Source organism: Paraburkholderia susongensis (genome assembly GCF_900177725.1).
GTDB lineage: Bacteria > Pseudomonadota > Gammaproteobacteria > Burkholderiales > Burkholderiaceae > Paraburkholderia > Paraburkholderia susongensis.
The window spans coordinates 667,894-692,170 of the sequence record NZ_FXAT01000004.1; the positions used below are offsets into that span (position 1 = coordinate 667,894).

The window sequence follows — 24,277 nt, forward strand, 5'->3', positions numbered from 1 at the left end:
ACGATTTGAGGAGTCTTACGTCATGACCACCCGCATTGCGCTGATCGCACACGATCACAAGAAGGACGATATCGTCAAACTGGCCGGCGAATACGCCGACACGCTCGCGCGCTGCGAGATCGTCGCGACCGGCACGACCGGCGGGCGCATCAGCGACGCGCATGGGCTCAAGGTCGAGCGCATGCTGTCCGGTCCGCACGGTGGTGACCTGCAGATCGGCGCGCAACTCGCGGAAGGGCGGGTGGACATGGTGATCTTCCTGCGCGACCCGATGACGCCGCAGCCGCACGAACCGGACATCAACGCGCTCGTGCGCGCCTGCGACGTGCACAACATTCCGTGCGCGACGAACATTTCGACCGCGCGCATGGTGCTCGACGTGCTGACGCTGCGTCTCACGGGGCAGGCCTGAAGCCTGGCCGCGGTTGCAGCGAGGCGCAAGCGAGGCACCGGCGAAGCGCAAGCAACTCATAAGCAACGCGCGAGCCGGATACGAGTCTGGCAAAAGCAGGACACGAACAACACGACAATCCAGATCAAGGAGACATGATGGTCAAGGCAATCCGATTCGATAAAGCCGGCGGCCCGGAAGTGATGAAATGGGTCGACGTGGAGGTGGGCGAGCCGGGCGCGGGCGAAATCCGCATCCGCCAGACGGCGGTCGGCCTCAACTATATCGACGTGTATTTCCGCACCGGCCGCTATCCGTTGCCGCTGCCGGGAGGCCTCGGCGTGGAGGCGGCCGGCGAGATCAGCGCGGTCGGCGCGGGTGTCGCCGGGCTCGAGGTGGGCGATCGCGTCGCCTACGTCGCGCGGCCGCCCGGGGCGTATGCGCAGGAGCGCGTGCTGCCGGCTGCGCAGGTCGTCAAGCTGCCCGACGCGGTGAGCGACGAGCAGGCCGCCTCGGTGATGCTGCAGGGGCTGACCGCGCAGTATCTGCTGCGCCGCACGTATCGCGTGAAGGCCGGCGACACGATCCTGATCCAGGCCGCGGCGGGCGGCGTCGGCCTGCTCGTGTGCCAGTGGGCGAAGGCGCTCGGCGCGACCGTGATCGGCACGGTCGGCTCCGACGAAAAGGCCGAGATCGCCAAAGCGCACGGCTGCGATCATGCAATCGTCTACACACGCGAGAACTTCACGAAGCGCGTGCGCGAGATCACCAATGGCGCGGGCGTGCCGGTCGTGTACGACTCGATCGGCAAGGACACGTTCGAGAAGTCGCTCGACTGCCTCGCGCCGCTAGGTCTTTTCGTGAGCTTCGGCAATGCGTCGGGGCCGCTGCCGCCGATCGATTCGTCGGAATTCGCCGGGCGCGGTTCGCTCTTCTTTACGCGCCCGACGCTCTTTACCTATATCGCCAAACGCAGCGATTACGAGGCGATGTCGGCGGAGCTGTTCGATGTGCTCGTCTCGGGCAAGGTCAGGACGAGCATCAATCAGCGTTACGCGCTGGCGGACGTCGGCCAGGCGCATGCGGATCTCGAAGGCCGCCGCACGACGGGCTCGACGATTCTGCTGCCGTAAAGGCCGAAGCAGCGGACTAACTCCGCAAAAGCAGAAGCCGCCGCATCGACGCGGCGGCCAATAGCGCGGCCAACACTCCACGTCGGTTCATCGCACCCAGGGCCGCGCCATCTTCCGATGGCGTGGCCCTTCCACGTTTACGCGATTTTTACGCGTGCCCCGCCATCTTTGACCAGCCCTTTAGGCGCATCGGCATACCGTTCTATCTATCCAAAGTCCGTTAATGGAGAACAAGAATGGATGTGCTGTATGTCGGGGGGCTCGCGCTGTTTGCCGTGCTGACCTTTGGACTGATTGGCGGCTGCGAGAAGCTGATGCAGTTCCGCCGCGGGCAGGGAGCGCGCTCATGACCTGGATGCTCTGGCTGGCGGGCGCGTCGACCGCGCTGCTGTTCATTTATCTCGTGTATGCGTTGCTGCGCGCGGAGGACATTGAATGAACGCGAACAATGTCCTGCAGGCGAGCATTTTCATCGTCGTGCTGCTGGCCGCCGCGGTGCCGGTGGCGAGCTATCTCGGCGCGGTGATGGATGGCAGCTCGCGCGTGGTGCGCTTTGGCGCGCCGCTCGAGCGGCTGCTCTACCGGATCGCGGGCGTCGATCCATCCGCGGAGATGGGCTGGAAGCATTACGCGATCGCGACAGTCGCTTTCAACGTCCTCGGCGTGGGGTTCCTTTACGTGCTGTTGCGCGTGCAGGGCTGGCTGCCGGGCAATCCGCAGCAGTTCGGCGCGATGTCGGTCGACAGCGCGTTCAATACGGCGGTCAGCTTCGTGACCAACACGAACTGGCAGGACTACACGCCTGAGCAGACCGTCGGCTATCTGACGCAGATGCTCGGGCTGACCGTGCAGAACTTCCTCTCGGCGGCGAGCGCCATCGTCGTCGTGATGGCGTTGATTCGCGGTTTCGCGCGCCACACCGCGCAGACCATCGGCAACTTCTGGGTCGACATCACACGCGTGACGCTGTACGTGCTCATTCCGATGGCGGCGGTCGTCGCGGCCTTGCTGATGAGCCAAGGCGTGATCCAGAACTTCAAGGCGTATCAGGACGTCCCGACGCTGCAAACCACCACTTACGCCGCGCCGAAGCTCGACGCGCAAGGCAATCCGGTGAAGGACGCGAAGGGCAATCCGGCCACGGTCGACACCCAGGTGAAGACGCAGACCCTCGCGATGGGCCCGGTCGCCTCGCAGGAAGCGATCAAGATGCTCGGCACCAACGGCGGCGGTTTCTTCAACGGCAACTCGGCGCATCCGTATGAAAACCCGACGCCGTTCTCGAACTTCGTGCAGATTTTCTCGATCCTCATCATTCCGGCGGCGCTCACGCTCGTGTTCGGCCGCGTGATCGGCGACCGCAGGCAGGGCGTGGCCGTGCTCGCGGCGATGACGATTGCGTTCGGCGTCTGCGTGTTCGGCGAAATGAGCGCGGAGCAGAGCGGCAATCCGGCGTTCGCCGCATTGCATATCGATCAGTCGGCCAACGCGCTGCAGCCGGGCGGTAACGCGGAAGGCAAGGAAACGCGCTTCGGCATCGCGCAGTCGGGCATCTTCACGGTCGCGACCACGGCGGCGTCGTGCGGCGCCGTCGTCAATACGCACGACTCGCTCACGCCGATCGGCGGCCTGTACCCGATGCTGCTGATGCAGCTCGGCGAAGTGATCTTCGGCGGGGTCGGCTCCGGCATGTACGGGATGCTCGTGTTCGCGCTGCTCGCGGTGTTCGTCGCGGGACTCATGATCGGCCGCACGCCCGAGTACGTCGGCAAGAAGATCGAGGCGTACGAGATGAAGATGGTGTCGATCGTCGTGCTGCTCACACCGTTGCTCGTGCTCGTCGGCACTTCGATCGCAGTGCTTAGCGACGCGGGCAAGGCCGGCATCGCGAACCCCGGCGCGCACGGCTTCTCCGAAATTCTCTACGCGTTCAGCTCGGCGGCGAACAACAACGGCAGCGCGTTCGCGGGCCTGTCGGTGAACACACCGTTCTACAACTGGCTCACCGCGATCGCGATGTGGTTCGGCCGCTTCGGCACGATCGTCCCGGTGCTCGCGATTGCGGGCTCGCTCGCCGCGAAGAAGCGCATCGGCGTGACCGGCGGCACGCTGCCCACGCATGGGCCACTCTTCGTCGTGCTGCTGCTCGGCACCGTGCTGCTGGTCGGCGCACTGACCTACGTGCCGGCGCTCGCGCTCGGTCCCGGCGTCGAACATCTGATCATGATGGGCGCGCACTGACAGGCCTATGTGACGCGCCGATGGGAACCCGCGGCTGAACAAGTGAAAGCGCTTGCCGGTGAATGCCAGGCAAGACCCCCGGCAAGCGCAAAGGGATATTCGAGGATTCAATGACTGAACACAATGCTACGAGATCCATGTTCGACCCGGCGCTGCTGCGCCCGGCGATCGTGGATTCCTTCAGGAAGCTCACGCCGCGCACGCAGTTCCGCAACCCGGTGATGTTCTGTGTGTACGTCGGCAGCATTCTGACCACCATTCTGTGGATCGCCGCGCTCGGTGGCCAGGCCGAGGCGCCCGCGGGTTTCATTCTCGCGGTCACGCTGTGGCTGTGGTTCACGGTGTTGTTCGCGAACTTCGCTGAGGCGCTTGCCGAAGGCCGTTCGAAGGCCCAGGCCGCGTCGCTGCGCAGCGCGAAGAAAGACGTGATGGCCAAGAAGCTCAACGAGCCGCATCCGAAGTCGCCGATCCGCATCATGACGGCTTCCGATCTGCGCAAGGGCGACGTCGTGCTGGTCGAGACCGGCGACGTGATTCCGGCCGACGGCGAAGTAATCGACGGCGTCGCGTCGGTCGACGAGTCGGCGATCACCGGCGAATCGGCGCCCGTGATTCGCGAGTCGGGCGGCGATTTTTCCTCGGTGACGGGCGGCACGCGCGTGCTGTCGGACTGGATCGTCGTGCGCGTCACCGCGAATCCGGGCGAGGCGTTTCTCGACCGCATGATCGCGATGGTGGAAGGCGCCAAGCGTCAGAAGACGCCGAACGAAATCGCGCTGACCATCCTGCTCGTCGCGCTGACGATCGTGATGCTGCTCGCCACCGCGACGCTGCTGCCGTTCTCGATATTCTCCGTCGAAGCCGCGAAGGCAGGGCACGTAGTGACGATTACTGCGCTCGTCGCGCTGCTCGTGTGCCTGATTCCGACCACGATCGGCGGGCTGCTCTCGGCGATCGGCGTGGCAGGCATGAGCCGCATGATGCAGGCGAACGTGATCGCGACGTCAGGACGTGCCGTGGAGGCCGCCGGCGACGTCGACGTGCTGCTGCTCGACAAGACCGGCACGATCACGCTCGGCAACCGTCAGGCATCGCAGTTCCTGCCGGCGCCCGGTCTCACCGAGGAAGCGCTCGCCGATGTCGCGCAGCTGTCGTCGCTCGCCGATGAAACGCCGGAAGGCCGCAGCATCGTCGTGCTCGCGAAGCAGCGCTTCAATATCCGCCAGCGCGATATGAGTTCGCTGCACGCGGTGTTCCTCGCGTTCACCGCGCAGACGCGCATGAGCGGCGTCGACCTGCCTGGGCGCGAAATCCGCAAGGGCGCGGCCGATGCGGTCAAGCACTACGTCGAAGTGAACGGCGGCCGTTTCCCGAACGAAGTCAGCAGCGCGGTGGCGGATGTGGCCCGGCGCGGCAGCACGCCGCTCGTGGTCGCCGAGAAAGGCGAGCAGGGCGCGCGCGTGCTCGGCGTGATCGAGCTGAAGGACGTCGTGAAAGGCGGCATCAAGGAGCGTTTCGCCGAGCTGCGCAGGATGGGCATCAAGACCGTGATGGTGACGGGCGACAACCGGCTCACGGCAGCGGCGATCGCGGCCGAGGCGGGCGTCGACGATTTCCTCGCCGAGGCGACGCCGGAAACGAAGCTCGCGACGATTCGCGCGCACCAGGCCGAAGGCCGCCTCGTCGCGATGACCGGCGACGGCACCAACGACGCGCCGGCGCTCGCGCAGGCCGACGTCGCGGTGGCGATGAACACCGGCACGCAGGCCGCGAAAGAGGCGGGCAACATGGTCGACCTCGATTCGAACCCGACCAAGCTCATCGAGATCGTCGAGATCGGCAAGCAGATGCTGATGACGCGCGGCTCGCTCACGACGTTCTCGATCGCCAACGACGTTGCCAAGTACTTCGCGATCATTCCGGCCGCGTTCGCCTCGACGTATCCGGCATTGAATGCGCTGAACGTGATGCATCTCGCGACGCCGGCCTCGGCGATCATGTCGGCGGTGATTTTCAACGCGCTCATCATCGTGATGCTGATTCCGCTGGCGCTCAAAGGCGTGCGCTATCGCGCGCTCGGCGCCGCGATCCTGCTGCGCCGCAATCTGCTGATCTATGGTCTCGGCGGGATCATCGTGCCGTTCATCGGCATCAAGCTGATCGACATGGTGCTTGCGGCATTCGGCTGGGTTTGAGCGCGAGCCGCCCTGCTACGAAGTGATGAAAAGTGATGAAAAGGGAAAGAGACCCATCATGAAAAATCTGTTCCGTCCGTTGATCGTGATCTTCGCGGTGCTCACCGCGATCACCGGACTCGCTTATCCCGCGGTGATGACCGCGATCGGTCAGACCGCGTTCCGCAATCAGGCCAACGGCAGCCTGATCGAGCAGAACGGCAAGGTGGTCGGCTCGCAGCTGATCGGCCAGCAGTTCGATGCGCCACAGTACTTCTGGGGCCGTCTGTCGGCGACGACGCCGATGCCGTACAACGCCCAGAACTCGGGCGGCTCGAATCTCGGGCCGAACAACCCGGCGCTGCTCGATGAGATCAAGGGCCGTCTCGATGCGCTGAAGGCGGCCGGCACCGATATGTCGAAGCCGGTGCCGGTCGATCTGGTTACCTCGTCGGGCAGCGGGCTCGATCCCGAGATCAGCCCTGCGGCGGCGGCCTACCAGGTCGGGCGCGTCGCGCAGGCGCGCCATCTGGCGCCGGGCGACGTGCAGGCGCTCGTCGAGCGCTACACGACGGGGCGGCAGTTCGGCGTGCTCGGCGAGCCGCGCGTGAACGTGCTGAAGCTGAACCTCGCGCTCGATGAGATGAAACGCGGCTAAGGCAAGTCCGTCATTAGCGTGGGCATGGCCTGGTAGATTCGGGCGCGGAAGAATCACGCGCGCGAGGAATCAGGCGGGAAGATCGGGCCGGAAGCGAGCCGCGCCCCGTCGTGAGACTAAACGAGGCGCGGCGCCGTTGCGGTTCATCGGAGAAGCGGCGCCCGCGTGGCGCCGCGCCGCTATTTGCGGGCCGGCGTGGACCGTGCCACCATGCAGACACCGTCGCTCGCACGACCATGAAAAATCACTGAGCATGAACCGCCCCGATCCTGACGAACTGCTCGACAAGCTGCAGCGCGCCGAAGAAAAGCGCCAGCGCGGCAAGCTGAAGATTTTCTTCGGCGCGTCGGCCGGCGTCGGCAAGACTTATGCGATGTTGCAGGCCGCGCGGCGCCGCAAGGAGGAGGGCGTCGCGGTGCTGGTCGGTATCGCCGAGACGCATGGGCGCAGCGAAACCGCCGCGCTGCTCGCGGGGCTCGACGTGCTGCCGCTCGCGCATATCGAGTATCGCGGCCGCAAGCTCGGTGAGTTCGATCTCGACGCCGCGCTCGCGCGCAAGCCGCAACTGATTCTCGTCGACGAACTCGCGCATTCGAACGTGCAGGGCGCGCGCCACCTGAAGCGCTGGCAGGACGTCTACGAACTGCTCGATGCGGGCATCGACGTCTATACGACCGTCAACGTGCAGCACCTCGAAAGCCTCAATGACGTGGTCGGTCAGATCACCGGCATCCGCGTCTGGGAGACGGTGCCCGATCGCGTGTTCGATCACGCCGACGAAGTCACGCTCGTCGATCTGCCGGCCGAGGAACTGCTCGACCGCATGCGCGACGGCAAGGTGTACATGGCGCAGCAGGCCGAGCGCGCGGTGCGCAACTTCTTTCGCAAGGGCAACCTGATCGCGCTGCGCGAGTTGGCGCTGCGCCGCACCGCCGATCGCGTCGATGCGCAGATGCGCGAGTATCGCGCCGACCGTTCGATCCAGCGCATCTGGCAGGCGCGTGAGCGGCTGCTCGTGTGCGTTGGCCCGGGCCCTGAGGCGCCGGCGCTGGTGCGCGCGGCGGCGCGTCTCGCCGCGAGCCTGAAGGCCGACTGGCTCGCCGTTTATGTCGAGACGCCCGCGTTGCAGCGTCTGCCCGACGCGCGTCGCGAACGCACGCTGAACGCGTTGAAGCTTGCCGCCGAGCTCGGCGCCGAAACCGCGACGCTCGCCGCCGCCGACGCGCTCGACGCGCTGATCGGCTACGCACAGGCGCGCAACGTGTCGAAGCTCGTGGCGGGCGCGTCGTCGCGCACGGGGGTGAGGCGCTGGCTGCGCAGACCGTTCGGTGAGCGCATCGCCGAGAAGACCGGCGATCTCGACCTCACGCTGATTCGCGTGTCGTCCGAACGGGATGGCGGCGAACAGCGGCGTCTCCTGAACACGACCGCCAATGCCTGGCGAGAGGCGCTGAGCGCGGCGCACGAACGCCGCTCGCCGCCGCGCGCGTACGCGCTTGCGCTCGCGATCGGCACGGCGATCACGCTGCTGTCGAGTCAGCTGATCGACCACATCGATCTGACCAACCTCGTGATGCTGTATCTGCTCGGCGTGATCTTCACGGCGGTGAAGCTCGGGCGCGGGCCGGGCGTCGTGCTGTCGTTCGCGAGCGTCGCCGCGTTCGATTTCTTTTTCGTGCCGCCGCGCATGTCGCTGTCGGTGTCCGATACGCAGTACCTGCTGACTTTCTTCGGCATGCTGCTGACCTCGCTCGTCATCAGCCATCTGACTTCGAGTTTGCGCCGCGAGGCACGCGTCGCGCGGCGCCGCGAGCAGCGCACCGGCGCGATGTACGAGATGGCGCACGAACTGGCCGCGGCGCTGACCACCGAGCAGATCGTCGGCGTCGGCAGCCGGCACGTGAGCGAGGTGTTCGGCGCGCGCGTCGCGATCCTGCTGCCGGACAGCGCCGATCAGGTCAGGCAGAAGATCGAGGACCCCGACGCGGCGATCACGCTCGAAGGCGACGAGCTCGATCTCGACGTCGGCCAGTGGGTCTACGATCAGCAGAAGCCGGCCGGCCACGGCACCGACACGCTGCCCGCGGCGGCGGCGCTGTATCTGCCGCTGAAGGCGCCGATGCGCACGCGCGGTGTGCTAGCGGCTGTGGTGCGCGACGAGCGCGAGCTGAACGTGCCCGAGCAGCGGCGCATGCTCGACGCGTTCGCCGCGCAGATCGCGCTCGCGCTCGAGCGCGTGCATTACGTCGATATCGCGCGCGATGCGCTCGTCAACATGGAGTCGGAGCGGTTGCGCAATTCGCTGCTGTCGGCGATCTCGCACGATCTGCGCACGCCGTTGACGACGATCGTCGGTTTTTCGTCGATGCTCGCGCAAACGCGGCAAGGGCGGGAGCAAGCACAGATGACGGATGTGCACGCCGATGCAGCGCAGAAGGCACAGTCTGGCGCACAGGCAGAAGGAACCGCGCAAGCAGAGCCCGCCGCGCAGGCCGACGCACAACACGAAGTACAACACGAAGCACAACGTGAAGCACAAGCAGCCGCGCAGCGCAGCGACGAACTCGTCGAGGCGATCCACGAAGAGGCGCTGCGCATGACCGGCATCGTCACGAATCTGCTCGACATGGCGCGTCTGCAGGCCGGCAGTCTGCGGCTGAACCAGCAATGGACACTGCTCGAGGAAACCGTGGGCGCCGCGTTGCGCGCGTGCAAGCGCGTGCTCGCGGGGCATCCGGTGCGGGTCACCCTGCCGGCCGATCTGCCGCTGCTGCATCTCGATGCGGTGCTCATGGAGCGCCTCTTCTCGAACCTGTTCGAGAACGCGGCCAAATACACCCCGCCCGGCACGCCGCTCACGATCGGCGCGCAGCAGATCGATGCGGACGGCGCGCCGTTCGTGCGCGTGAGCGTCGACGACGACGGCCCGGGGCTGCCCGCGGGCATGGAAGCGCGCGTGTTCGAGAAGTTCACGCGCGGCGAGAAGGAGTCGGCCAAGCCCGGCATCGGCCTGGGGCTCGCGATCTGCCGCGCGATCGTCGAGGCGCACGGCGGTACAATCGGCGCGCTCAACCGGATCGCGGCGGACGGCCGCGTCGAGGGTGCGCGCTTCTGGTTCACGCTGCCGGTCAAGACGCCACCCGACGTGCCTGATACGCTCGAAGACGAAGACGCCGCCGAGCCGCTGCATCACGCCGAGCCGCGTGCCGGAATGCGCGCCGGAATGCACTCAGAAACGTACGCAGAAACGCCCGGGGAGTCGCCAAGGGATGCGCACATCGAAGCGCATCTGGAAGCGCCCGCCGAAACTCGCACCGACATCCAATCCGGCGCTGCCGCCCTCAACCCGCTTGCCAGACCCACTCATGAGTGACCCGAGCATCACCGTCGTCCTGATCGAAGATGAAAAGCAGATTCGCCGTTTCGTGCGCGCGGCGCTGGAAGACGAGGGCATCGCCGTGCATGATGCCGAGACCGGCAAGCAGGGGCTCGTCGAGGCGGCGACGCGCAAGCCCGATCTCGTGATCGTCGATCTCGGCCTGCCCGATACCGATGGCCTCGAAGTGATCCGCGAGCTGCGCGGCTGGAGCGAGCTGCCGGTGATCGTGCTGTCGGCGCGCACCCAGGAAAGCGAGAAGGTCGCCGCGCTCGACGCCGGCGCGGACGACTACCTGACCAAGCCGTTCGGCGTCTCCGAGTTGCTCGCGCGGATCAGGGCGCATCTGCGGCGGCGCAATCAGGGTGGCGCGAGCGAATCGCCGCAGGTGCGTTTCGGCACGGTCACCGTCGATCTCGCGCTGCGCCAGGTCACGCGCGAGGGCGCCGTGATTCATCTGACGCCAATCGAATACCGGCTGCTCGCGACGCTCGTGCGCCACGCCGGCCGCGTGCTCACGCACCGGCAACTGCTGCGTGACGTGTGGGGGCCGTCGCACGTCGAAAGCCACCACTATCTGCGCATCTACATGGCGCATCTGCGCGGCAAGCTCGAGCGCGACCCGGCGCAGCCGGAGCATATAGTCACGGAAACGGGCGTCGGCTACCGACTGGTGGGGGCTGTGTGAGGCGGGGAGCCGGCGGCGGGCGCCTTATCGTGGGTGCTTGTGCGTGCTTTGTGCGTACCTCGATGCGCGGGGCTTGGCACGCCTGTGGCGGGCTCGCGAAGGTCCCCGCGCCCTGCCGTACTTCCGAGTTTCGCTATAATCCCCTGACGTAAGGACGACCTTACGCTTGCATCGATCATCGGGGACGGCCCCTTTTTTTCATGGAGCTGTCTGATGTCCTGGTTTCTTCTTCTCATCGCCGGTTTGCTCGAAGTCGCATGGGCCACCGGTCTCAAAACTTCCGAAGGTTTCACCCGTTTCTGGCCGTCCGTGTTCACGATCGTGACCGCTCTCGGCAGCTTCGCGCTGCTCGCCGTCGCGATGCGCCAGTTGCCGCTCGGCACGGCCTACGCGGTCTGGACCGGGATCGGCGCGGTCGGCGCCTTCGTGTTCGGCGTCGTGATGATGGGCGAGGCGCTTTCCGTCGCGCGGGTCGCCAGCGCGGCGCTGATCGTGGTCGGCCTCGTCGGGCTGAAGCTGTCGTCGGGGCACTGACCCAACGGGCATTGATCCTGGGCGATTGACCCGGAAACCGCTGCCGCGCCCGCCGCACTTCGTTCGCCGCTCTACGTTCTGCGAATTAACGTAGCTATAATGAGACAGAAACGATCCTGAAATTGCCCGCGGCCTGCCCGGCGCGGCCGGCCAGGCGAGTCTGACGACTCCGGCGCGGAGCTTGCGCTTCATCCCGCCGCTGCGTTCGGCACGCCCCAAGCGCTTGGAGGCGGCCATGCTTGAATCACTTTCGCTTGCTGCTGGCCTGTCATGGGGCAGCGGTCTGCGCCTCTATCTGACGGTTCTCCTCGCCGGCGTGTTCGAACGTCTCGGCCTCATTCATCTGCCTGCCACGCTGTCCGCGCTGTCCTCGCCATGGGTGATCGGCGCGGCGGCCGTGCTGACGCTCGCCGAATTCTTCGCCGACAAGATCCCCGCGTTCGATTCGCTATGGGACGCGATCCACACCTTCATCCGCATTCCGGCTGGCGCGGTGCTCGCCGCCGGCGCGCTCGGCCACGCCGATCCGGCGCTTCTGACCGTCGCCGCGCTCGCGGGCGGCACGCTCGCGGGCACCGCGCATCTCGCGAAGGCGGGCACGCGCGCGCTCATCAACCTGTCGCCGGAACCGGTGTCGAACGTCGTGACCTCGACCGCCGAGGATGGCCTCGTGTTCGGCGGCGTACTGCTCGCGCTGTTCGTGCCGCTCGTGTTTCTGGTCTTGATGGTAGGCTTTCTGCTGCTCGCGGCGTGGGCGTTGCCGCGATTGTGGCGCGGCGTGCAGGGCGGTTTTCGCGGCATGGCCACGCACATGGTGTCGCGATTTGCGAGGAGCAGGCACGATTGAGCGAAACGTTGAGAGGTTCCGGGGCGCGCGCTGAGCATACGACGGCGCGCCGTTTCGGCCGCGCGGATCTGTTGCGCCAGGCCATCCGCATGACGGCGCGCGACTGGCGCGCGGGCGAACTGACGATGTTGCTGCTCGCGCTCGTGCTGGCCGTCGCGGCGCTTTCGAGCGTCGGGTTTCTCGCCGACCGGCTGCACCAGGGGCTCGAGCGCGACGCGCGGCGCATGATCGCCGCCGACTTCATCGTGCGCGCCGATCATCCTGTCGATCCGCAATTCGCGGCCGAGGCGCAGACGCTCGGGCTGCGCACCGCCACCACGGCGATTTTCCCGAGCATGATCAATTCGACCGGCGCGCAGCCGGTGTCGCGCCTCGCCGCCGTCAAGGCGGTGTCGCCGGGCTATCCGCTGCGCGGCGCATTGCGCATCGCGCAGGCAGCAGGCGCGGCCGATCACCCGGCGACGTCGATTCCGGCGCCGGGTACCGTGTGGGTCGATCAGGAACTGCTCGATGCGTTGAAGCTCAAGGTGGGCGACACGGTGAAGGTCGGCAGCCGCGATTTCACGATCGGCGCGGTGATTACGCGCGAACTCGATCGCGGCTTTTCGTTCGTCAACTTTTCGCCGCGCCTGATGCTGCGCGCCGACGAAGTCCAGTCGACCGGCCTCATCACGTACGGCAGCCGCGTCACGTACCGGCTGCTCGTGGCCGGCGCGGACGACGCGGTGGCGCGTTTCGCGCAGTTCGCGCGGGACCACGTGGACGGCGGCAAGATGCGCGGCGTCGCGCTCGAATCGCTGCACGACGGCCAGCCGCAGGTGCGCCAGACGCTCGACCGCGCGGGGCATTTCCTGACGCTCGTGTCGCTGCTGACCGCGCTGCTCGCGGCCGTGGCGATCGCGATGGCCGCGCACCGCTATATGCGCCGCCATCTCGACGGCTGCGCGGCGATGCGCTGTCTCGGCGTGAGCCAGGCCGCGCTGCGCGCGCTGTTCACGCTCGAATTCGTCGGGCTGGGTGTGATCGGCGGCGTGCTCGGGATCGCGCTCGGCTATCTCGGCCATCTCGCGCTGTTGACGTGGCTCGGCGGCCTGATCGACGTGGTGCTGCCGCAGCCGACGCTGTGGCCCGCGCTCGAAGGCATCGCGGCCGGCCTCGTGCTGCTGCTCGGCTTCGCGCTGCCGCCGCTGTTGCCGCTCACGCGCGTGCCGCCGGTGCGCGTGCTGCGCCGTGAATGGGGCGAGGCGGGGCGCACCGCGTGGGCCGCGTACGCGCTCGGCATCGTGCTGTTCGGTGGGCTGTTGATCATCGCCGCCGGTGAATTGAAGCTCGGCGGGATCGTCGCGGGCGGTTTCGCGGGCGGCTTGCTCGTGTTCGCCGGCATCGCGCGGCTCGCGCTGTGGGGCGCCGCGCGCGTCGTGCGCAGCGAGCGTGTCAATGCAGGCATTGGCTGGCGCTATGCGCTCGCGTCGCTCGAGCGGCGCAGCAGTACGAGCGCGCTGCAGATCACCGCGCTCGGCATCGGCCTCATGTGTCTGCTGCTGATCGCGATGACGCGCAACGACCTCGTGCAAGGCTGGCGCAAATCGACGCCGCCCGATGCGCCCAACGAGTTCATCATCGATATCCAGCCCGACCAGCGCGACGCGGTCACGCAGTATCTCGACGCGCACGGCCTGCCCGGCACGCAGCTCTCGCCGATGGTGCGCGGGCGGCTCGTCGCGATCAACGGCAAGCCGGTCGATCCGGACTCGTTCAAGGGCGCGGATGCGCGGCGTCTCGTGGACCGCGAGTTCAACCTCTCCTATACGACCGAGCTGCCCGACGACAACCGCATCGCCGCGGGCAAGTGGTACGGCGACACGACGAAGCCGCAGATTTCGATCGAGCAGGGGCTTGCGAAGCTCATCAACGTGAAACCCGGCGACGTGCTGCGCTTCGACGTGACGGGCCTCACGGTCGACGCACCGGTCACGAGCGTGCGCAAGCTCGACTGGGGTTCATTCAAGGTCAACTTCTTCGTGCTGATGCCGCCCGCCGCGCTGCAGGATTTTCCGGCCACGTTCATCACGAGCTTCCATTTGCCGCAGGACAAACAGACGACGATCGACGGCCTGATCGCCTCATACCCGAACCTCACCGCGATCGACACCGGCCCGATTCTCGCGCAGGTGCAGCGCGTGCTGCAGCAGGTGATCGGCGCGGTGCAGTTCCTGTTCGCGTTCACGCTCGCGGCCGGCGTGCTCGTGCTGTATGCGGCGCTTGCGGGCACGCGCGACGAGCGTATGCGAGAATCCGCGCTGCTGCGTGCGCTCGGGGCGTCGCATCGCCAGGTGCGCGCGGTGCAGGTGGCCGAATTCGTCGCGGTGGGCGCGCTCTCCGGCTTGATGGCGGCCGCGGGCGCGCAGATCGTCGGCTCGCTGCTCGCCACGCACGTGTTCGAGTTCTATCTGAACTTCGACCCGTGGCTGCTGCCGGCGGGCGTTGCCGGCGGCATCGCCTGCGCCGGCGTGGGCGGCTGGCTGAGCCTGCGGCATGTGTTGGCGCGGCCCGCGCTGCAATCACTGCGGGACGCGTGATTTTTTCTGATGGTTTTTTCCGGCGGTTGAGCAGGGTATGAGCGATTTGAACGACGAAGTGTCCGCGCACGAGCCGACGGCCTTCGAACTGGTGGGCGGCGAAGCGCGCGTGCGTGAACTGATCGACCGCTTTTACGACCTCATGGATCTCGAAGCGGATTTCGCCGGGATTCGCGCGCTGCATCCGGCGTCGCTCGATGGTTCGCGCGACAAGCTGTTCTGGTTCCTGTGCGGCTGGCTCGGCGGCCCCGATCACTACATCAGCCGCTTCGGCCATCCGCGTCTGCGCGCGCGGCATCTGCCGTTTGCGATTGCATCGAGCGAGCGCGACCAGTGGCTGCGCTGCATGGCATGGGCGATGGAAGACATCGGGCTGGCGGAGCCGTTGCGCGAGCGGCTGCTCGGCTCGTTTTTCGAAACCGCGGACTGGATGCGCAACCGCAATGGCTGATACGCCGCGGCACGCCACGCCTGCGGCGGCGTATTCGGCTGAAGCCGACTACGCCGCGCTCGCGCCGCAAGCGCGCGAAGTGCTCGACTGCTGGTTCGGCGCGCCCGATGCGCCGGACTACGGCCGCGAGCGCAAGCGCTGGTTCAAGCGCAACGCTGCCTTCGATACGATGCTGCGCGAACGTTTCGGTCACCTGATCGATGCGGCGAACGCGGGCGCGCTCGACGCGTGGCAGGCTACGCCGTTAGGCGCTCTCGCGCTCGTCGTCGTGCTCGATCAGTTCTCGCGCAACTGTCATCGCAACACGCCGCGCGCGTTCGCCGCCGACCGCAAGGCGCTGGATGTCGCGCAACGGATGGTCGCGAGCGGCGCCGACCGTCTGTTGCCGGGTGTGCAGCATCGCGCGTTCGCTTATCTGCCGTTCGAGCACGACGAAACGTCCGCGAGCCAGCACGAGTCGCTGCGCCTTTTCAGGCAGATCGCGGCGGAGCCGGGCGGCGAGGACTATTACCGCCATGCGGTGCGGCACGCGGAAGTCATCGAGCGGTTCGGGCGCTTTCCGCATCGCAATGCGTTGCTCGGGCGCGAGTCGAGCGACGCAGAAGCCGCGTTTCTGCGCGAACCCGGTTCATCGTTCTAGATACGGACGCGCGCGTTGCGGTAACCGCGACGCGTTCTAGTCGTCACCACGCACCGTGCCCGCAACCGGTGTGCGCACGAACACGCGCAGCAGTTCATCCGAATCGCCGGGCCGCGCGCCGGACCAGAACAGACGCCATTCGCCGTCCGGCGGGCGCGCGTTGTCCCGGCGGCTTTCCTCGATCAGCCATGTACAGCCGGTGGTGCGCGGGTTCTCGTTCGGCTGATGCTCGATGCCGGTGTAGTAGTAGAGCATCGGCGCTTCGGATTCGCCGAGTCCGGTGCTCGCCATGCAATCGCCGTCGTTCCATTCAATATCCATTTTCGCGCCGAGATCCTGGAACACCGAGCGGTAGCTCTTCGCGTAGTCGAGCCACGGCAGCAGCAGCGTGCTGATGAGTCCCCACACGAGCACCGCCCCCGCGCACCAGCTGAGCGCGCCGCGCCATTTGCCGGCGTGCTTGAAGGACGGCAGCAGCCACAGCCAGCCCAGCGTGAGCAGCAGCCCACCGGCGATCAGCACGGGCTTGACCGGCAGCACCCAGTCGAGCGGCAGCCAGCGTCCGAGCCGATGCAGCGACGCATGCGTGTTCGCGGGGCTCGTCATGATCGACCAGACGAGCCACACGAGCGCGGCCGCGCTGCCGAACAGCACGCGGCTCGTCATGTCCCAGCCGGTATGCAGGCGCGCCGGCAGTCTCTCGACGCCCTGCATCGCAAGCAGCGCGAGCGGCGCGATGAACGGCAGGATGTACAGCTCGCGCACCGTCGCCGAACTTTGCAGCACGGCGAAGCCGATGCCCGCAAAGATCGCCGGCAACGCGACGCGCGGGTCGCGCCAGCGCCGCCACACTCCGCTGGCGAGCGCAGCCAGCGCGAGCGGCACCACCGGAAAGCCGACGCTCAGCACGGTGCGCAGCACGAACAGGCGGCTCTCGTTTTCGGAGCCGAGTTCGGGCACCGAAAAGCCGAAGAAGCGCCCGACGTTGTTGTCCCACAGCCAGACCTTGAACAGCGCTTCGGAGCGCAGGTAGAAGCAGACCGGCCAGATCAGGGCGAACGGCGCGCAGACCAGCGCGGCGATGCCGAGCGCGCCCGCGAAGCTGCGGCTGCGGCATGCGGGATAGAGCGCGAGTACCGCGCAGGTGGTCGCACCGAATACGAGCGGAACGAACAGGCCCTTGGCAAGCAGCGAGACGCCGACGCCCGCGCCGAACATCGTTGCGCCGCTCAGGATCGCGTAGCGGCGGCTGCGCGCGTCGAGCGACTGGGCATACAGCGGTGCATGTGGTGGCAAATGCGGCGGCATTTGCGGTTGAGGCTGCGCGGGCTCGCGCAGATGTACGAGCACGAGTTCGAACAGGCCGCAGAAGCCGAGTGCCGCGCCCGCCATCAGCGCGACGTCGGTCATCATGTCGTGCACGTGCTTGACGACGGCGAGCGTGCCGCCGAACAGCGCGAGCGTGCCGATCACGCGCAGATCGAACCAGCTCGACGCACCCACCGCGCGGCGGGCGACGCGGGCCGTGTAGTAGACCGTCAGGCCCGCGAACAGCGCGCTCGCAAGACGCGCGGCGTCGTGCAGCGGCAGGTAGCGGCCAAACATCCACGCAAGGCCGGCGGCGATCCAGTCGTAGATCGGCGGTTTTTCGACGAAGGGCTGGCCCGCATTGGTCGGCACGACGAGGTCGCCGGTGTCGAGCATGTGCTGGATGATGCCGAACGTGTAGGTTTCGTCCTGCTTCCACGGCTCGTGGCCCAGGGTGCCCGGCAGCAGCCATGCGCAAAGGATCGCCAGCGCGACGAGCCATAGCAGCGGACGGATCGCCGCGAGCGCGCGCCAGCGTTGCAGGCCGCGTGCGGCGCGATCGGCGGGAAGGGTGGCCGGGGCGGCGCTGGCCGTGTTTGCCGCTTGCGCTGACGCGGCTGAGTTCGTGGGCGCAGCCGCTTCGGCCGCCCCGGTCATATGGCTGCCGGATAGGCCGTTGCCACCCAGCGCCGCGTGTGCTGCCCTCGCGCGCGCGCCGCGCAACTGGCCTGCAGGGGAGCCTGGATGCGCAGTCTCGCGCGTGTCGCCGGCGAGCGCAGCCGATGTCGAGGCTGCCGTCGTGGCGTTTTCCGCGCGCCACCGCGCGGACTGCTTGTCTTGCATGGAAGTCTCTGATCGGCGTACGCGGCGGCGTGGGCCTCGTACTTCTGTTCTGGCTTGGGTCGCCTGCCATTGCACGCGACTCGAGCCGATTGTAGCGCCGGATTATTACCGAAGATTACAGAAGGGGGCGGGAAGGTGGCGCTTTATACGCGCGAGTGTGTGTTTCCCGTCAGATCGACGGGAATTCGTAGTGGGAACGGCCGAGGAACAAGGGCGCGGCCGGGATGGACCGCGCTTTGGGCGCAACGCGGCTCAGCGGCCGCCGGTCACGTCGAAGAGCGTGCCCGTCACATAGGAGGCTGCGTCGCTCAGCAGCCAGACGATGGCCTCGGCGACTTCGTCCGCGCTGCCGGGGCGGCCGAGCGGTGTGGTCGCGCCGAGCTGCGCGGCGCGCTCGGGCTTGCCGCCGCTCGCGTGAATCTCGGTGTCGATGAGGCCCGGGCGCACCGCGTTTACGCGCACGCCCTGCGGGCCGAGTTCCTTGGCGAGGCCGAGCGTCATGGTGTCGATTGCGCCTTTCGAGCCCGCGTAATCGACGTATTCGTTCGGCGAGCCAAGCCGCGCCGCCGCCGACGAAATATTGACGATCGCGCCGCCCGCGCCGCCGCGATCCTTCGACATGCGCCGCGCGGCTTCGCGCGCGCACAGGTACGCGCCGAGCACGTTGACGTCGAACATGCGTTTCAGACGAGCGAGGTCCATGTCGGCAAGCTGGCTCGACGGGGCGACGATTCCCGCGTTGTTGACGAGCGCGTCGACGCGGCCGAACTTCTGTTGCAGCGTATCGAACATCGCGATCACGTCGGCTTCGTTCGCGACGTCGCCCGCAATCGGCACCGCGCGGCCGCCTGCGCGCTCCACCTCGCCGACTGTCTGCTGCGCGGCCGCCAGATCGCGCACGTAATTGACGCCGACGAGCCAGCCGCGCGCGCCGAGCAGACGCGCCGTTGCGCGGCCGATGCCACGGCTGCCGCCGGTGATCAGAACAGTTTTCGTCATTGCAACCTCGTCGTTCGGATGGGGCCGCGGGCAACGCGCGAAAATAACGCGCAAGCCGCGCTCAGACTACGTTCAAGCCGCGTTCAGGTCGCGTTCGAGCCAGCGCGCGCTCAAACCAGCGAAGCCGCCGGCAAACCAGAGTGGCAAACCAGCGTCAAAGCGCGTCGCTTTGCACCGCCCACTTGTCGCGCGCGGGCGGCTGATAGCGTTGCAGCTTGGCAATCAGCGCGACGGGATCGGCGTCGACCTGCAGCATGTCGAGATAGGTCTGGCGCATGAAGCCTTCATCGACCGTATGCTGCAGCAGCTGGATCAGCGGATCGTAGAAATTGCCGGTGTTGAGCAGCGCAACGGCCTTGCCGTGGTAGCCGAGCTGCGCCCACGTGAAGACCTCGAACAGCTCCTCGAGCGTGCCCGCGCCGCCCGGCATCGCGACGAACGCGTCGGACAGCTCGGCCATCATCTTCTTGCGCTGATGCATGTCGGGCACCACGTGCAGTTCGGTGAGGCCGTTATGGCCGACTTCCTTGTCGACGAGCAACTCCGGAATCACGCCGATCGCGCGGCCGCCTTCGGCCATCACCGTGTCGGCGATCACGCCCATCAGTCCCACCTTGCCTCCGCCGTAGACCAGCGAGAGCTCGGCCTGCACCAGCGCGCGGCCGAACGCGCGCGCGGCCTGCTCGTACAACGGTTTGGCGCCGCTCGACGAGCCGCAATACACACACACCGACTTCATACTCAAACGTCCTTCGATTCGTTGCGAGGCGCGGCGCCTTCTCGCGGCGGCAGGTAGTCGTAGAACTCGCGCTTGGGCAGCTTGCCCGATACGAGGTCGTCGAAAATTTGCCGCGAGCGGCCGCGCAGGTAGGGCGCCATCAGCGAAACGATCTGCACGCTGACCTGGTGCAGCTCCTCGCGGATCGTTTCCTGTTCGTTGTATTTGCGCGGGTTCATCACGAACTGGTACGACAGCCAGTACGTGCCGATCACCCCGACGTTGGTCGCGATCACGTGCAGCTCCTGCGGCGTCGCGACCATTTCGCCGTCGGCGACGAGTTGCTCGCAGAACTGGCTCGCGAAGCGCACCTTGTGGCTGATGATCTGCTTGAAGTGGGTTTCGAGCGTGCGATTGCGCGCGAGCAGATCGTTCAGGTCGCGGTACAGGAAGCGGTAGCGCCACGTGAAATCGACCATGTATTGCAGATACGACCACATTTCGTCGATCGTCGCGCGATGGTCGTCGGGGAAACGCAGACGCTTCTCGATCTCCTGCTCGAACTGGCTGAAGATGCTGTTGATGATGTCGTCTTTGTTGCGGAAGTGGTAGTACAGGTTGCCTGGACTGATTTCCATTTCCTCGGCGATCGTCGTCGTCGTGACATTCGGCTCGCCGATTTCGTTGAAGAGCTTCAACGAGAGTTCGAGAATCCGTTCGCGCGTGCGGCGGGGAGGTTTGGCTTCCATGTCGTCCGGCCCTGGTTATGCCGGGCTGGGCGCGCGGCGGCGTGCCGCCGCTGCGTGTTCCACCCGGATGCGGTTGGTATGTTGAGCACTCCCGAACCTGCCGCTGCGCGGCAGGTTCCCCGAAGGGGCGGAAAGGCCTTGGGCGCTGTGTTGCCCCGTGCGTTTCCGCGAGACTATCGAACGATTATAAACCGAGCGTTCTTATACCCAGGCGCGTGGCGGGATTTTCATTTTTTTGAGCGTAGCGGCGCATTCCGGCCGCCATTCAGTACGCCTCACAACCACGCGCGCAGCCAGCCTACGACGAGCGGCCCGACGATCACGATCCACGTCATCAGACACATGCCGAGCGCGACCATCACGGCCGCGCTGCCGAGATCTTTCGCGCGGCGCGACAGCTCGTGACGTTCAAGCGAAATCCGGTCGATCGCCGCTTCGACACTCGAGTTGAGCAGCTCGACGATCAGCACGAGCAGCACCGAGCCGAGCAGCAGTACGCGCGACACGGGATCGACCGGCACGACGAGGCCGCACGGAATCAGGATCGCGGCGAGCGTGAGCTCCTGGCGAAACGCGCTTTCCTCGCGGATCGCGACACGAAATCCGGCCAGCGAGTTTTTCATCGCGTGCCATGCGCGGGTGAGGCCGCGATTGCCTTTGTACGGATTGAAGGGCAATGGCGCGAGCGGGTCGTCGGGACTGAGCGGCTCGTGCGGGATGTCGTCGGTTGCGTCGTGGATAGTGGCGTGTTGCGCGTTGTGGGTGGCGCTGTGTGCGGTGTGGTGTTTGACGTTGCGCCCGGTGTCGTGCGTGGTGTTGTGTTGCGCATCGTGCGTGGTGTTCACGTCAGCCGCGCCACTTGCACCACCCGTGCCACCCGCACCGTTCATTCCATGCACGCCAGTTGCGCCATGCCGCGTATTGTCGGCATGCCCGGGCATGCCGGGTTCGCACACGTCGTCGAACGGCTCGACGCTCGCCGCCTCGCGCGTGGACTCGACGGCCCGCAGCGCGCTGTTCGACGCTCGCTCCGCCGGGGATCGGCTACTTCGCATGGACGGCTCCGCGCGCCGCGTCATGCGGCGGCGCTTTCCTCATGATACGCCTCGCGTCGCAGCGGCTTCAGATGCGCGGCAAACTGCGCGGACGCCGCCGCCCACGAGAAGCGCTCAGCCCATGCGCGCGCATCGTGGCGATCGATCTTCAGTGCGGCGAGACAGGCCTCGCGTAGATCCTCATGCATCGCGCCGGCGCCGCCATCGCCGAGCACATCGATCGGACCGGTGACCGGGTACGCGGCAACCGGCGTGCCGCATGCAAGCGCTTCGAGCAGCACGAGACCGAACGTGTCGGTGCGGCTCGGGAACACGAAGACGTCCGCGGCCGCGTAGACCTTCGCGAGTTCGGCCTGCGAGAGCACGCCGAGGTAGTTCGCCTGCGGATAGCGCGACCTCAGTTCGGCGAGCGCCGGGCCTTCGCCCGCGACCCACTTCGAGCCGGGCAGGTCGAGCCGCAGAAACGCCTCGACGTTTTTCTCGACCGCTACGCGTCCCACGTACAGGAAGATCGGCCGCGCGGTGTTGAGCACCTTCGAATCCATCGGATGGAAAATCTCGAGGTCGACGCCGCGCGTCCACAGCACGACGTTCGTGAAGCCGAACTTCTCCAGGTCGTGCTTGACGACGGGTGTCGGCGCCATCACGGCGAGCGAGCGCTTGTGAAACCAGTGCAGGAACTTGTAGGTCGCGGAGAGCGGAATGCCGAAGCGCGCCTGCACGTATTCGGGAAAGCGCGTGTGATACGCGGTCGTGAACGGCAGCTTCTGCTGGAGTGCATAGGCGCGCGCGGCCATTCCGAGCGGCCCTTCGGTCGCGATGTGCAGCGCGTCGGGCGCGAAGCGGTCGATGCGCTCGCGCAGCTTGCGGCGCGGCAGCAGCGACAGGCGGATCTCAGGATACGTGGGGCAGGGGATCGTTCTGAATTCGAGCGGTGTCAGCAGATCGACCTGATGGCCGAGCGCAATGAGTTCGCGTGTGGTGTTTTTCAGCGTGCGCACGACGCCGTTGACCTGCGGTTCCCACGCGTCGGTGACGATCATGATCTTCATCGATTGGTTCCTCGATTCGTTGCTCGATTGATTCCCGATCTGATTCCCCGATTCGGGCCCGGTGGAAGTGGACGGGGCTACGCGGTAGCCCGGGCCTTCTGCGCGCCGGCTTGCGGGGCGCGCAGCGTGGTCCAGTAGATCACCTTCAATTCGCCTTCGTAGGTCTCGACGAGCGCCGAGAGACTCTCGACCCAGTCGCCGTCGTTGCAATACAGCACGCCGTCGATGTCGCGCATCTCGGCTTTGTGGATATGGCCGCAGACCACGCCGTCGCAGCCGCGGCGACGCGCTTCGTCGGTCATCACCGTTTCGAACGACGAGATGAAATTCACCGCGTTCTTGACCTGATGCTTGAGGTACTGCGAGAGCGACCAGTATGGGAAGCCGAGTTTGCTGCGGATCCGGTTGAACCAGCGGTTCAGCACGAGAATCATCGTGTAGAGCGTGTCGCCGAGATAGGCGAGCCATTTCGCGTGCTGGATCACGCCGTCGAACAGATCGCCGTGCACGATCCACAGTCGTTTGCCGACGAGCGTCGTGTGAAACGCTTCGCCGCGCACGTGGATGTCGCCGAACGCGAGGTCGCAGAACTGGCGCGCGGCTTCGTCGTGATTGCCGGGCACATAGATGACCTGGGTGCCTTTGCGTGCCTTGCGCAGCACTTTCTGCACGACGTCGTTGTGCGCCTGCGGCCAGTACCAGCCTTTTTTCAACTGCCAGCCGTCGATGATGTCGCCGACCAGGTACAGGTACTCCGATTCGTTGTGGCGCAGGAAGTCGAGCAGATAGTGCGCCTGGCAGCCGCTCGAACCGAGATGGATGTCGGAGAGCCAGATCGTGCGGTAGCGGTGCGGATCGGCGTGGCCGTCGTCGGGATGGTCGGCGTGGGTGTCGAGTGGTGGCGTTGCCGGCAGCGGCAGGCCGTGCTGGGTGGAGCCTGGGGCCGGGCGGAACGCGACGGGGTCGACGCTCGGGCCGATCTGGCGGAACAGGGAAGTCGCGGACGTTTTCGGGTCCATGGCGCGCGCGTCGAGTGGCGGTGCCCGTATTGGGCCGGGCGCGCGTGACTGTGCCGTGACAGTCATGAGAAGTTCTTATTACGAGGGTGTTTTCTTTTTTTTGTTGGGGTTTGCTTTTTTCGTTCCTGCGGTGGTGGCCTTTCCTTGTTTTCTTGTCGGTCTATTAGCGTTGCCCCTGTGCGGGGCGGCACCTACTTTCTTTGCGGCTGCAAAGAAAGTAGGCAAAGAAAGCAGCTTCACACCGCCAATTCTTAAGCGGGTCCCCTGGCTTGGAGGGGGTAGTGGTGCATCTGGAATCTGTCTCCTCGCACATTTGCCGTGAGTGACAAGGCAGTCATTCTTCCGGCGGCGCTGCGCGCCCCGAACCCCTGTTCAAAAACCATCGGTTTTTTTCGGCGCATCGCCGAGGCGAAGCCGATGGCCCTCACGGAGCAAGGCTTGTCTCACTGGTTTCCCCTGCAGACCCGTCCGCGACGCACGTAGTGCGGAGTGGGAGCGGATGACGGCTTTGTCACCAGCGTGCAATGTGCGGGGGCACAGATTCCAGATGCACCACTACCCCCTCCAAGCCAGGGGACCCGCTTAAGAACTGGCGGTGTGAAGCTGCTTTCTTTGCCTACTTTCTTTGCAGCCGCAAAGAAAGTAGGTGCCGCCCCGCACAGGGGCAACGCTAATAGACCGATAAGAAAACAAGGAAAGGCCACCACCGCAGGAACGAAAAAAGCAGAACCCACCCAAGACACCTACATCACAAATCCGCAAACAACGATAAAGAAGATAAGGAGTGCAAAAATCAGCAACACCCTACGCGCCGCGTAGCCC

The 24,277-nt window shown here is 66.3% G+C and carries 23 protein-coding genes; 15 read left to right on the top strand and 8 right to left on the bottom strand.

What is annotated here, in order from left to right; genetic code table 11:
• The first annotated feature begins 22 nt into the window (after positions 1–22).
• From B9Z01_RS15865 to B9Z01_RS15930, 14 genes are all read left to right on the top strand, one after another.
• Positions 23–412, top strand: coding sequence for a methylglyoxal synthase (locus B9Z01_RS15865; RefSeq protein WP_085484598.1), 390 nt, complete (start codon positions 23–25; stop codon positions 410–412).
• Between the two features lie 137 nt (positions 413–549).
• Positions 550–1,524: a quinone oxidoreductase family protein gene (locus B9Z01_RS15870; protein ID WP_085484600.1), complete on the top strand. Its 975-nt coding sequence runs from the start codon at positions 550–552 to the stop codon at positions 1,522–1,524.
• A 236-nt stretch (positions 1,525–1,760) separates the two neighbouring features.
• Positions 1,761–1,874 carry a potassium ABC transporter ATPase gene (locus B9Z01_RS15875; protein ID WP_085484602.1) on the top strand — a complete coding sequence of 38 codons (114 nt, stop codon included), beginning with the start codon at positions 1,761–1,763 and terminating at the stop codon, positions 1,872–1,874.
• The gene (gene kdpF, locus B9Z01_RS15880) at positions 1,871–1,963 is read left to right on the top strand and encodes a K(+)-transporting ATPase subunit F (RefSeq protein WP_085484604.1); all 93 of its coding nucleotides are present in this window, start codon (positions 1,871–1,873) and stop codon (positions 1,961–1,963) included. The genes B9Z01_RS15875 and kdpF overlap by 4 nt, the downstream gene beginning before the upstream one ends.
• Positions 1,960–3,765, top strand: coding sequence for a potassium-transporting ATPase subunit KdpA (kdpA, locus tag B9Z01_RS15885; protein WP_085484606.1), 1,806 nt, complete (start codon positions 1,960–1,962; stop codon positions 3,763–3,765). The genes kdpF and kdpA overlap by 4 nt, the downstream gene beginning before the upstream one ends.
• A gap of 110 nt (positions 3,766–3,875) precedes the next feature.
• Positions 3,876–5,960, top strand: a complete 2,085-nt coding sequence (gene kdpB, locus B9Z01_RS15890) for a potassium-transporting ATPase subunit KdpB (RefSeq protein WP_085484608.1) — start codon at positions 3,876–3,878, stop codon at positions 5,958–5,960.
• A gap of 58 nt (positions 5,961–6,018) precedes the next feature.
• A complete protein-coding gene (gene kdpC, locus B9Z01_RS15895; RefSeq protein WP_085484610.1) occupies positions 6,019–6,597 on the top strand; it encodes a potassium-transporting ATPase subunit KdpC in 579 nt (192 codons plus the stop codon).
• A gap of 253 nt (positions 6,598–6,850) precedes the next feature.
• Positions 6,851–9,970 (top strand): DUF4118 domain-containing protein, encoded by a 3,120-nt coding sequence (locus tag B9Z01_RS15900; protein ID WP_244196030.1) that lies wholly within the window; start codon positions 6,851–6,853, stop codon positions 9,968–9,970.
• On the top strand, positions 9,963–10,661 hold the full coding sequence (gene kdpE / locus B9Z01_RS15905) for a two-component system response regulator KdpE (RefSeq protein ID WP_085484612.1): 699 nt from the start codon (positions 9,963–9,965) through the stop codon (positions 10,659–10,661). The genes B9Z01_RS15900 and kdpE overlap by 8 nt, the downstream gene beginning before the upstream one ends.
• 213 nt (positions 10,662–10,874) lie before the next feature.
• Positions 10,875–11,195 (top strand): quaternary ammonium compound efflux SMR transporter SugE, encoded by a 321-nt coding sequence (gene sugE / locus B9Z01_RS15910; RefSeq protein ID WP_085484614.1) that lies wholly within the window; start codon positions 10,875–10,877, stop codon positions 11,193–11,195.
• 235 nt (positions 11,196–11,430) lie between these two features.
• Complete coding sequence (locus tag B9Z01_RS15915; protein WP_085484616.1) at positions 11,431–12,042, top strand: DUF4126 domain-containing protein; 612 nt, start codon at positions 11,431–11,433, stop codon at positions 12,040–12,042.
• A gap of 89 nt (positions 12,043–12,131) precedes the next feature.
• A complete protein-coding gene (locus tag B9Z01_RS15920; protein WP_143808956.1) occupies positions 12,132–14,621 on the top strand; it encodes an ABC transporter permease in 2,490 nt (829 codons plus the stop codon).
• Between the two features lie 37 nt (positions 14,622–14,658).
• Entirely contained in the window at positions 14,659–15,072 is a 414-nt protein-coding gene (locus tag B9Z01_RS15925) for a group II truncated hemoglobin (RefSeq protein ID WP_085484620.1), read from the top strand.
• Positions 15,065–15,712, top strand: a complete 648-nt coding sequence (locus B9Z01_RS15930) for a DUF924 family protein (RefSeq protein WP_085484622.1) — start codon at positions 15,065–15,067, stop codon at positions 15,710–15,712. The genes B9Z01_RS15925 and B9Z01_RS15930 overlap by 8 nt, the downstream gene beginning before the upstream one ends.
• Positions 15,713–15,748: 36 nt before the next feature.
• Here the strand turns inward: B9Z01_RS15930 and B9Z01_RS15935 are convergent, their stop codons facing one another.
• The 8 genes from B9Z01_RS15935 to B9Z01_RS36235 all read right to left on the bottom strand — a co-directional run bounded on the left by B9Z01_RS15935 (position 15,749) and on the right by B9Z01_RS36235 (position 23,695).
• Positions 15,749–17,863: an ArnT family glycosyltransferase gene (locus tag B9Z01_RS15935; RefSeq protein WP_208626017.1), complete on the bottom strand. Its 2,115-nt coding sequence runs from the start codon at positions 17,861–17,863 to the stop codon at positions 15,749–15,751.
• Between the two features lie 252 nt (positions 17,864–18,115).
• Positions 18,116–18,862: an SDR family oxidoreductase gene (locus B9Z01_RS15940; RefSeq protein ID WP_085484624.1), complete on the bottom strand. Its 747-nt coding sequence runs from the start codon at positions 18,860–18,862 to the stop codon at positions 18,116–18,118.
• Positions 18,863–19,016: 154 nt separating this feature from the next.
• Entirely contained in the window at positions 19,017–19,601 is a 585-nt protein-coding gene (locus B9Z01_RS15945) for an LOG family protein (protein ID WP_085484626.1), read from the bottom strand.
• 2 nt (positions 19,602–19,603) lie between these two features.
• Positions 19,604–20,329: a TetR/AcrR family transcriptional regulator gene (locus B9Z01_RS15950; protein ID WP_085484628.1), complete on the bottom strand. Its 726-nt coding sequence runs from the start codon at positions 20,327–20,329 to the stop codon at positions 19,604–19,606.
• A gap of 275 nt (positions 20,330–20,604) precedes the next feature.
• Entirely contained in the window at positions 20,605–21,384 is a 780-nt protein-coding gene (locus B9Z01_RS15955) for a diacylglycerol kinase (RefSeq protein WP_085484808.1), read from the bottom strand.
• A gap of 20 nt (positions 21,385–21,404) precedes the next feature.
• Complete coding sequence (locus tag B9Z01_RS15960; RefSeq protein WP_085484630.1) at positions 21,405–22,436, bottom strand: glycosyltransferase family 4 protein; 1,032 nt, start codon at positions 22,434–22,436, stop codon at positions 21,405–21,407.
• Positions 22,437–22,513: 77 nt separating this feature from the next.
• Complete coding sequence (locus B9Z01_RS15965) at positions 22,514–23,455, bottom strand: UDP-2,3-diacylglucosamine diphosphatase (protein ID WP_085484632.1); 942 nt, start codon at positions 23,453–23,455, stop codon at positions 22,514–22,516.
• A 78-nt stretch (positions 23,456–23,533) separates the two neighbouring features.
• Positions 23,534–23,695, bottom strand: coding sequence for a hypothetical protein (locus tag B9Z01_RS36235; RefSeq protein ID WP_244196031.1), 162 nt, complete (start codon positions 23,693–23,695; stop codon positions 23,534–23,536).
• Positions 23,696–24,052: 357 nt separating this feature from the next.
• Between B9Z01_RS36235 and B9Z01_RS36240 the strand changes: the two genes are divergently transcribed.
• The gene (locus tag B9Z01_RS36240; protein ID WP_244196032.1) at positions 24,053–24,274 is read left to right on the top strand and encodes a hypothetical protein; all 222 of its coding nucleotides are present in this window, start codon (positions 24,053–24,055) and stop codon (positions 24,272–24,274) included.
• The last annotated feature ends 3 nt before the right edge of the window (positions 24,275–24,277 follow it).

Excerpts from the sequence above, each read along its gene's own strand:
- kdpA (WP_085484606.1), top strand. The coding sequence starts at position 1,960 with ATGAACGCGAACAATGTCCTGCAGGCGAGCATTTTCATCGTCGTGCTG.
- B9Z01_RS15955 (WP_085484808.1), bottom strand. The coding sequence starts at position 21,384 with ATGCGAAGTAGCCGATCCCCGGCGGAGCGAGCGTCGAACAGCGCGCTG.
- B9Z01_RS15960 (WP_085484630.1), bottom strand. The coding sequence starts at position 22,436 with ATGAAGATCATGATCGTCACCGACGCGTGGGAACCGCAGGTCAACGGC.
- B9Z01_RS15930 (WP_085484622.1), top strand. The coding sequence starts at position 15,065 with ATGGCTGATACGCCGCGGCACGCCACGCCTGCGGCGGCGTATTCGGCT.
- B9Z01_RS15945 (WP_085484626.1), bottom strand. The coding sequence starts at position 19,601 with ATGAAGTCGGTGTGTGTGTATTGCGGCTCGTCGAGCGGCGCCAAACCG.
- B9Z01_RS15870 (WP_085484600.1), top strand. The coding sequence starts at position 550 with ATGGTCAAGGCAATCCGATTCGATAAAGCCGGCGGCCCGGAAGTGATG.
- B9Z01_RS15935 (WP_208626017.1), bottom strand. The coding sequence starts at position 17,863 with ATGCAAGACAAGCAGTCCGCGCGGTGGCGCGCGGAAAACGCCACGACG.
- B9Z01_RS15950 (WP_085484628.1), bottom strand. The coding sequence starts at position 20,329 with ATGGAAGCCAAACCTCCCCGCCGCACGCGCGAACGGATTCTCGAACTC.
- sugE (WP_085484614.1), top strand. The coding sequence starts at position 10,875 with ATGTCCTGGTTTCTTCTTCTCATCGCCGGTTTGCTCGAAGTCGCATGG.
- kdpF (WP_085484604.1), top strand. The coding sequence starts at position 1,871 with ATGACCTGGATGCTCTGGCTGGCGGGCGCGTCGACCGCGCTGCTGTTC.
- kdpC (WP_085484610.1), top strand. The coding sequence starts at position 6,019 with ATGAAAAATCTGTTCCGTCCGTTGATCGTGATCTTCGCGGTGCTCACC.
- kdpB (WP_085484608.1), top strand. The coding sequence starts at position 3,876 with ATGACTGAACACAATGCTACGAGATCCATGTTCGACCCGGCGCTGCTG.
- B9Z01_RS15865 (WP_085484598.1), top strand. The coding sequence starts at position 23 with ATGACCACCCGCATTGCGCTGATCGCACACGATCACAAGAAGGACGAT.
- kdpE (WP_085484612.1), top strand. The coding sequence starts at position 9,963 with ATGAGTGACCCGAGCATCACCGTCGTCCTGATCGAAGATGAAAAGCAG.
- B9Z01_RS15940 (WP_085484624.1), bottom strand. The coding sequence starts at position 18,862 with ATGACGAAAACTGTTCTGATCACCGGCGGCAGCCGTGGCATCGGCCGC.
- B9Z01_RS15925 (WP_085484620.1), top strand. The coding sequence starts at position 14,659 with ATGAGCGATTTGAACGACGAAGTGTCCGCGCACGAGCCGACGGCCTTC.
- B9Z01_RS15965 (WP_085484632.1), bottom strand. The coding sequence starts at position 23,455 with ATGGACCCGAAAACGTCCGCGACTTCCCTGTTCCGCCAGATCGGCCCG.
- B9Z01_RS15900 (WP_244196030.1), top strand. The coding sequence starts at position 6,851 with ATGAACCGCCCCGATCCTGACGAACTGCTCGACAAGCTGCAGCGCGCC.
- B9Z01_RS15915 (WP_085484616.1), top strand. The coding sequence starts at position 11,431 with ATGCTTGAATCACTTTCGCTTGCTGCTGGCCTGTCATGGGGCAGCGGT.
- B9Z01_RS15875 (WP_085484602.1), top strand. The coding sequence starts at position 1,761 with ATGGATGTGCTGTATGTCGGGGGGCTCGCGCTGTTTGCCGTGCTGACC.
- B9Z01_RS15920 (WP_143808956.1), top strand. The coding sequence starts at position 12,132 with ATGACGGCGCGCGACTGGCGCGCGGGCGAACTGACGATGTTGCTGCTC.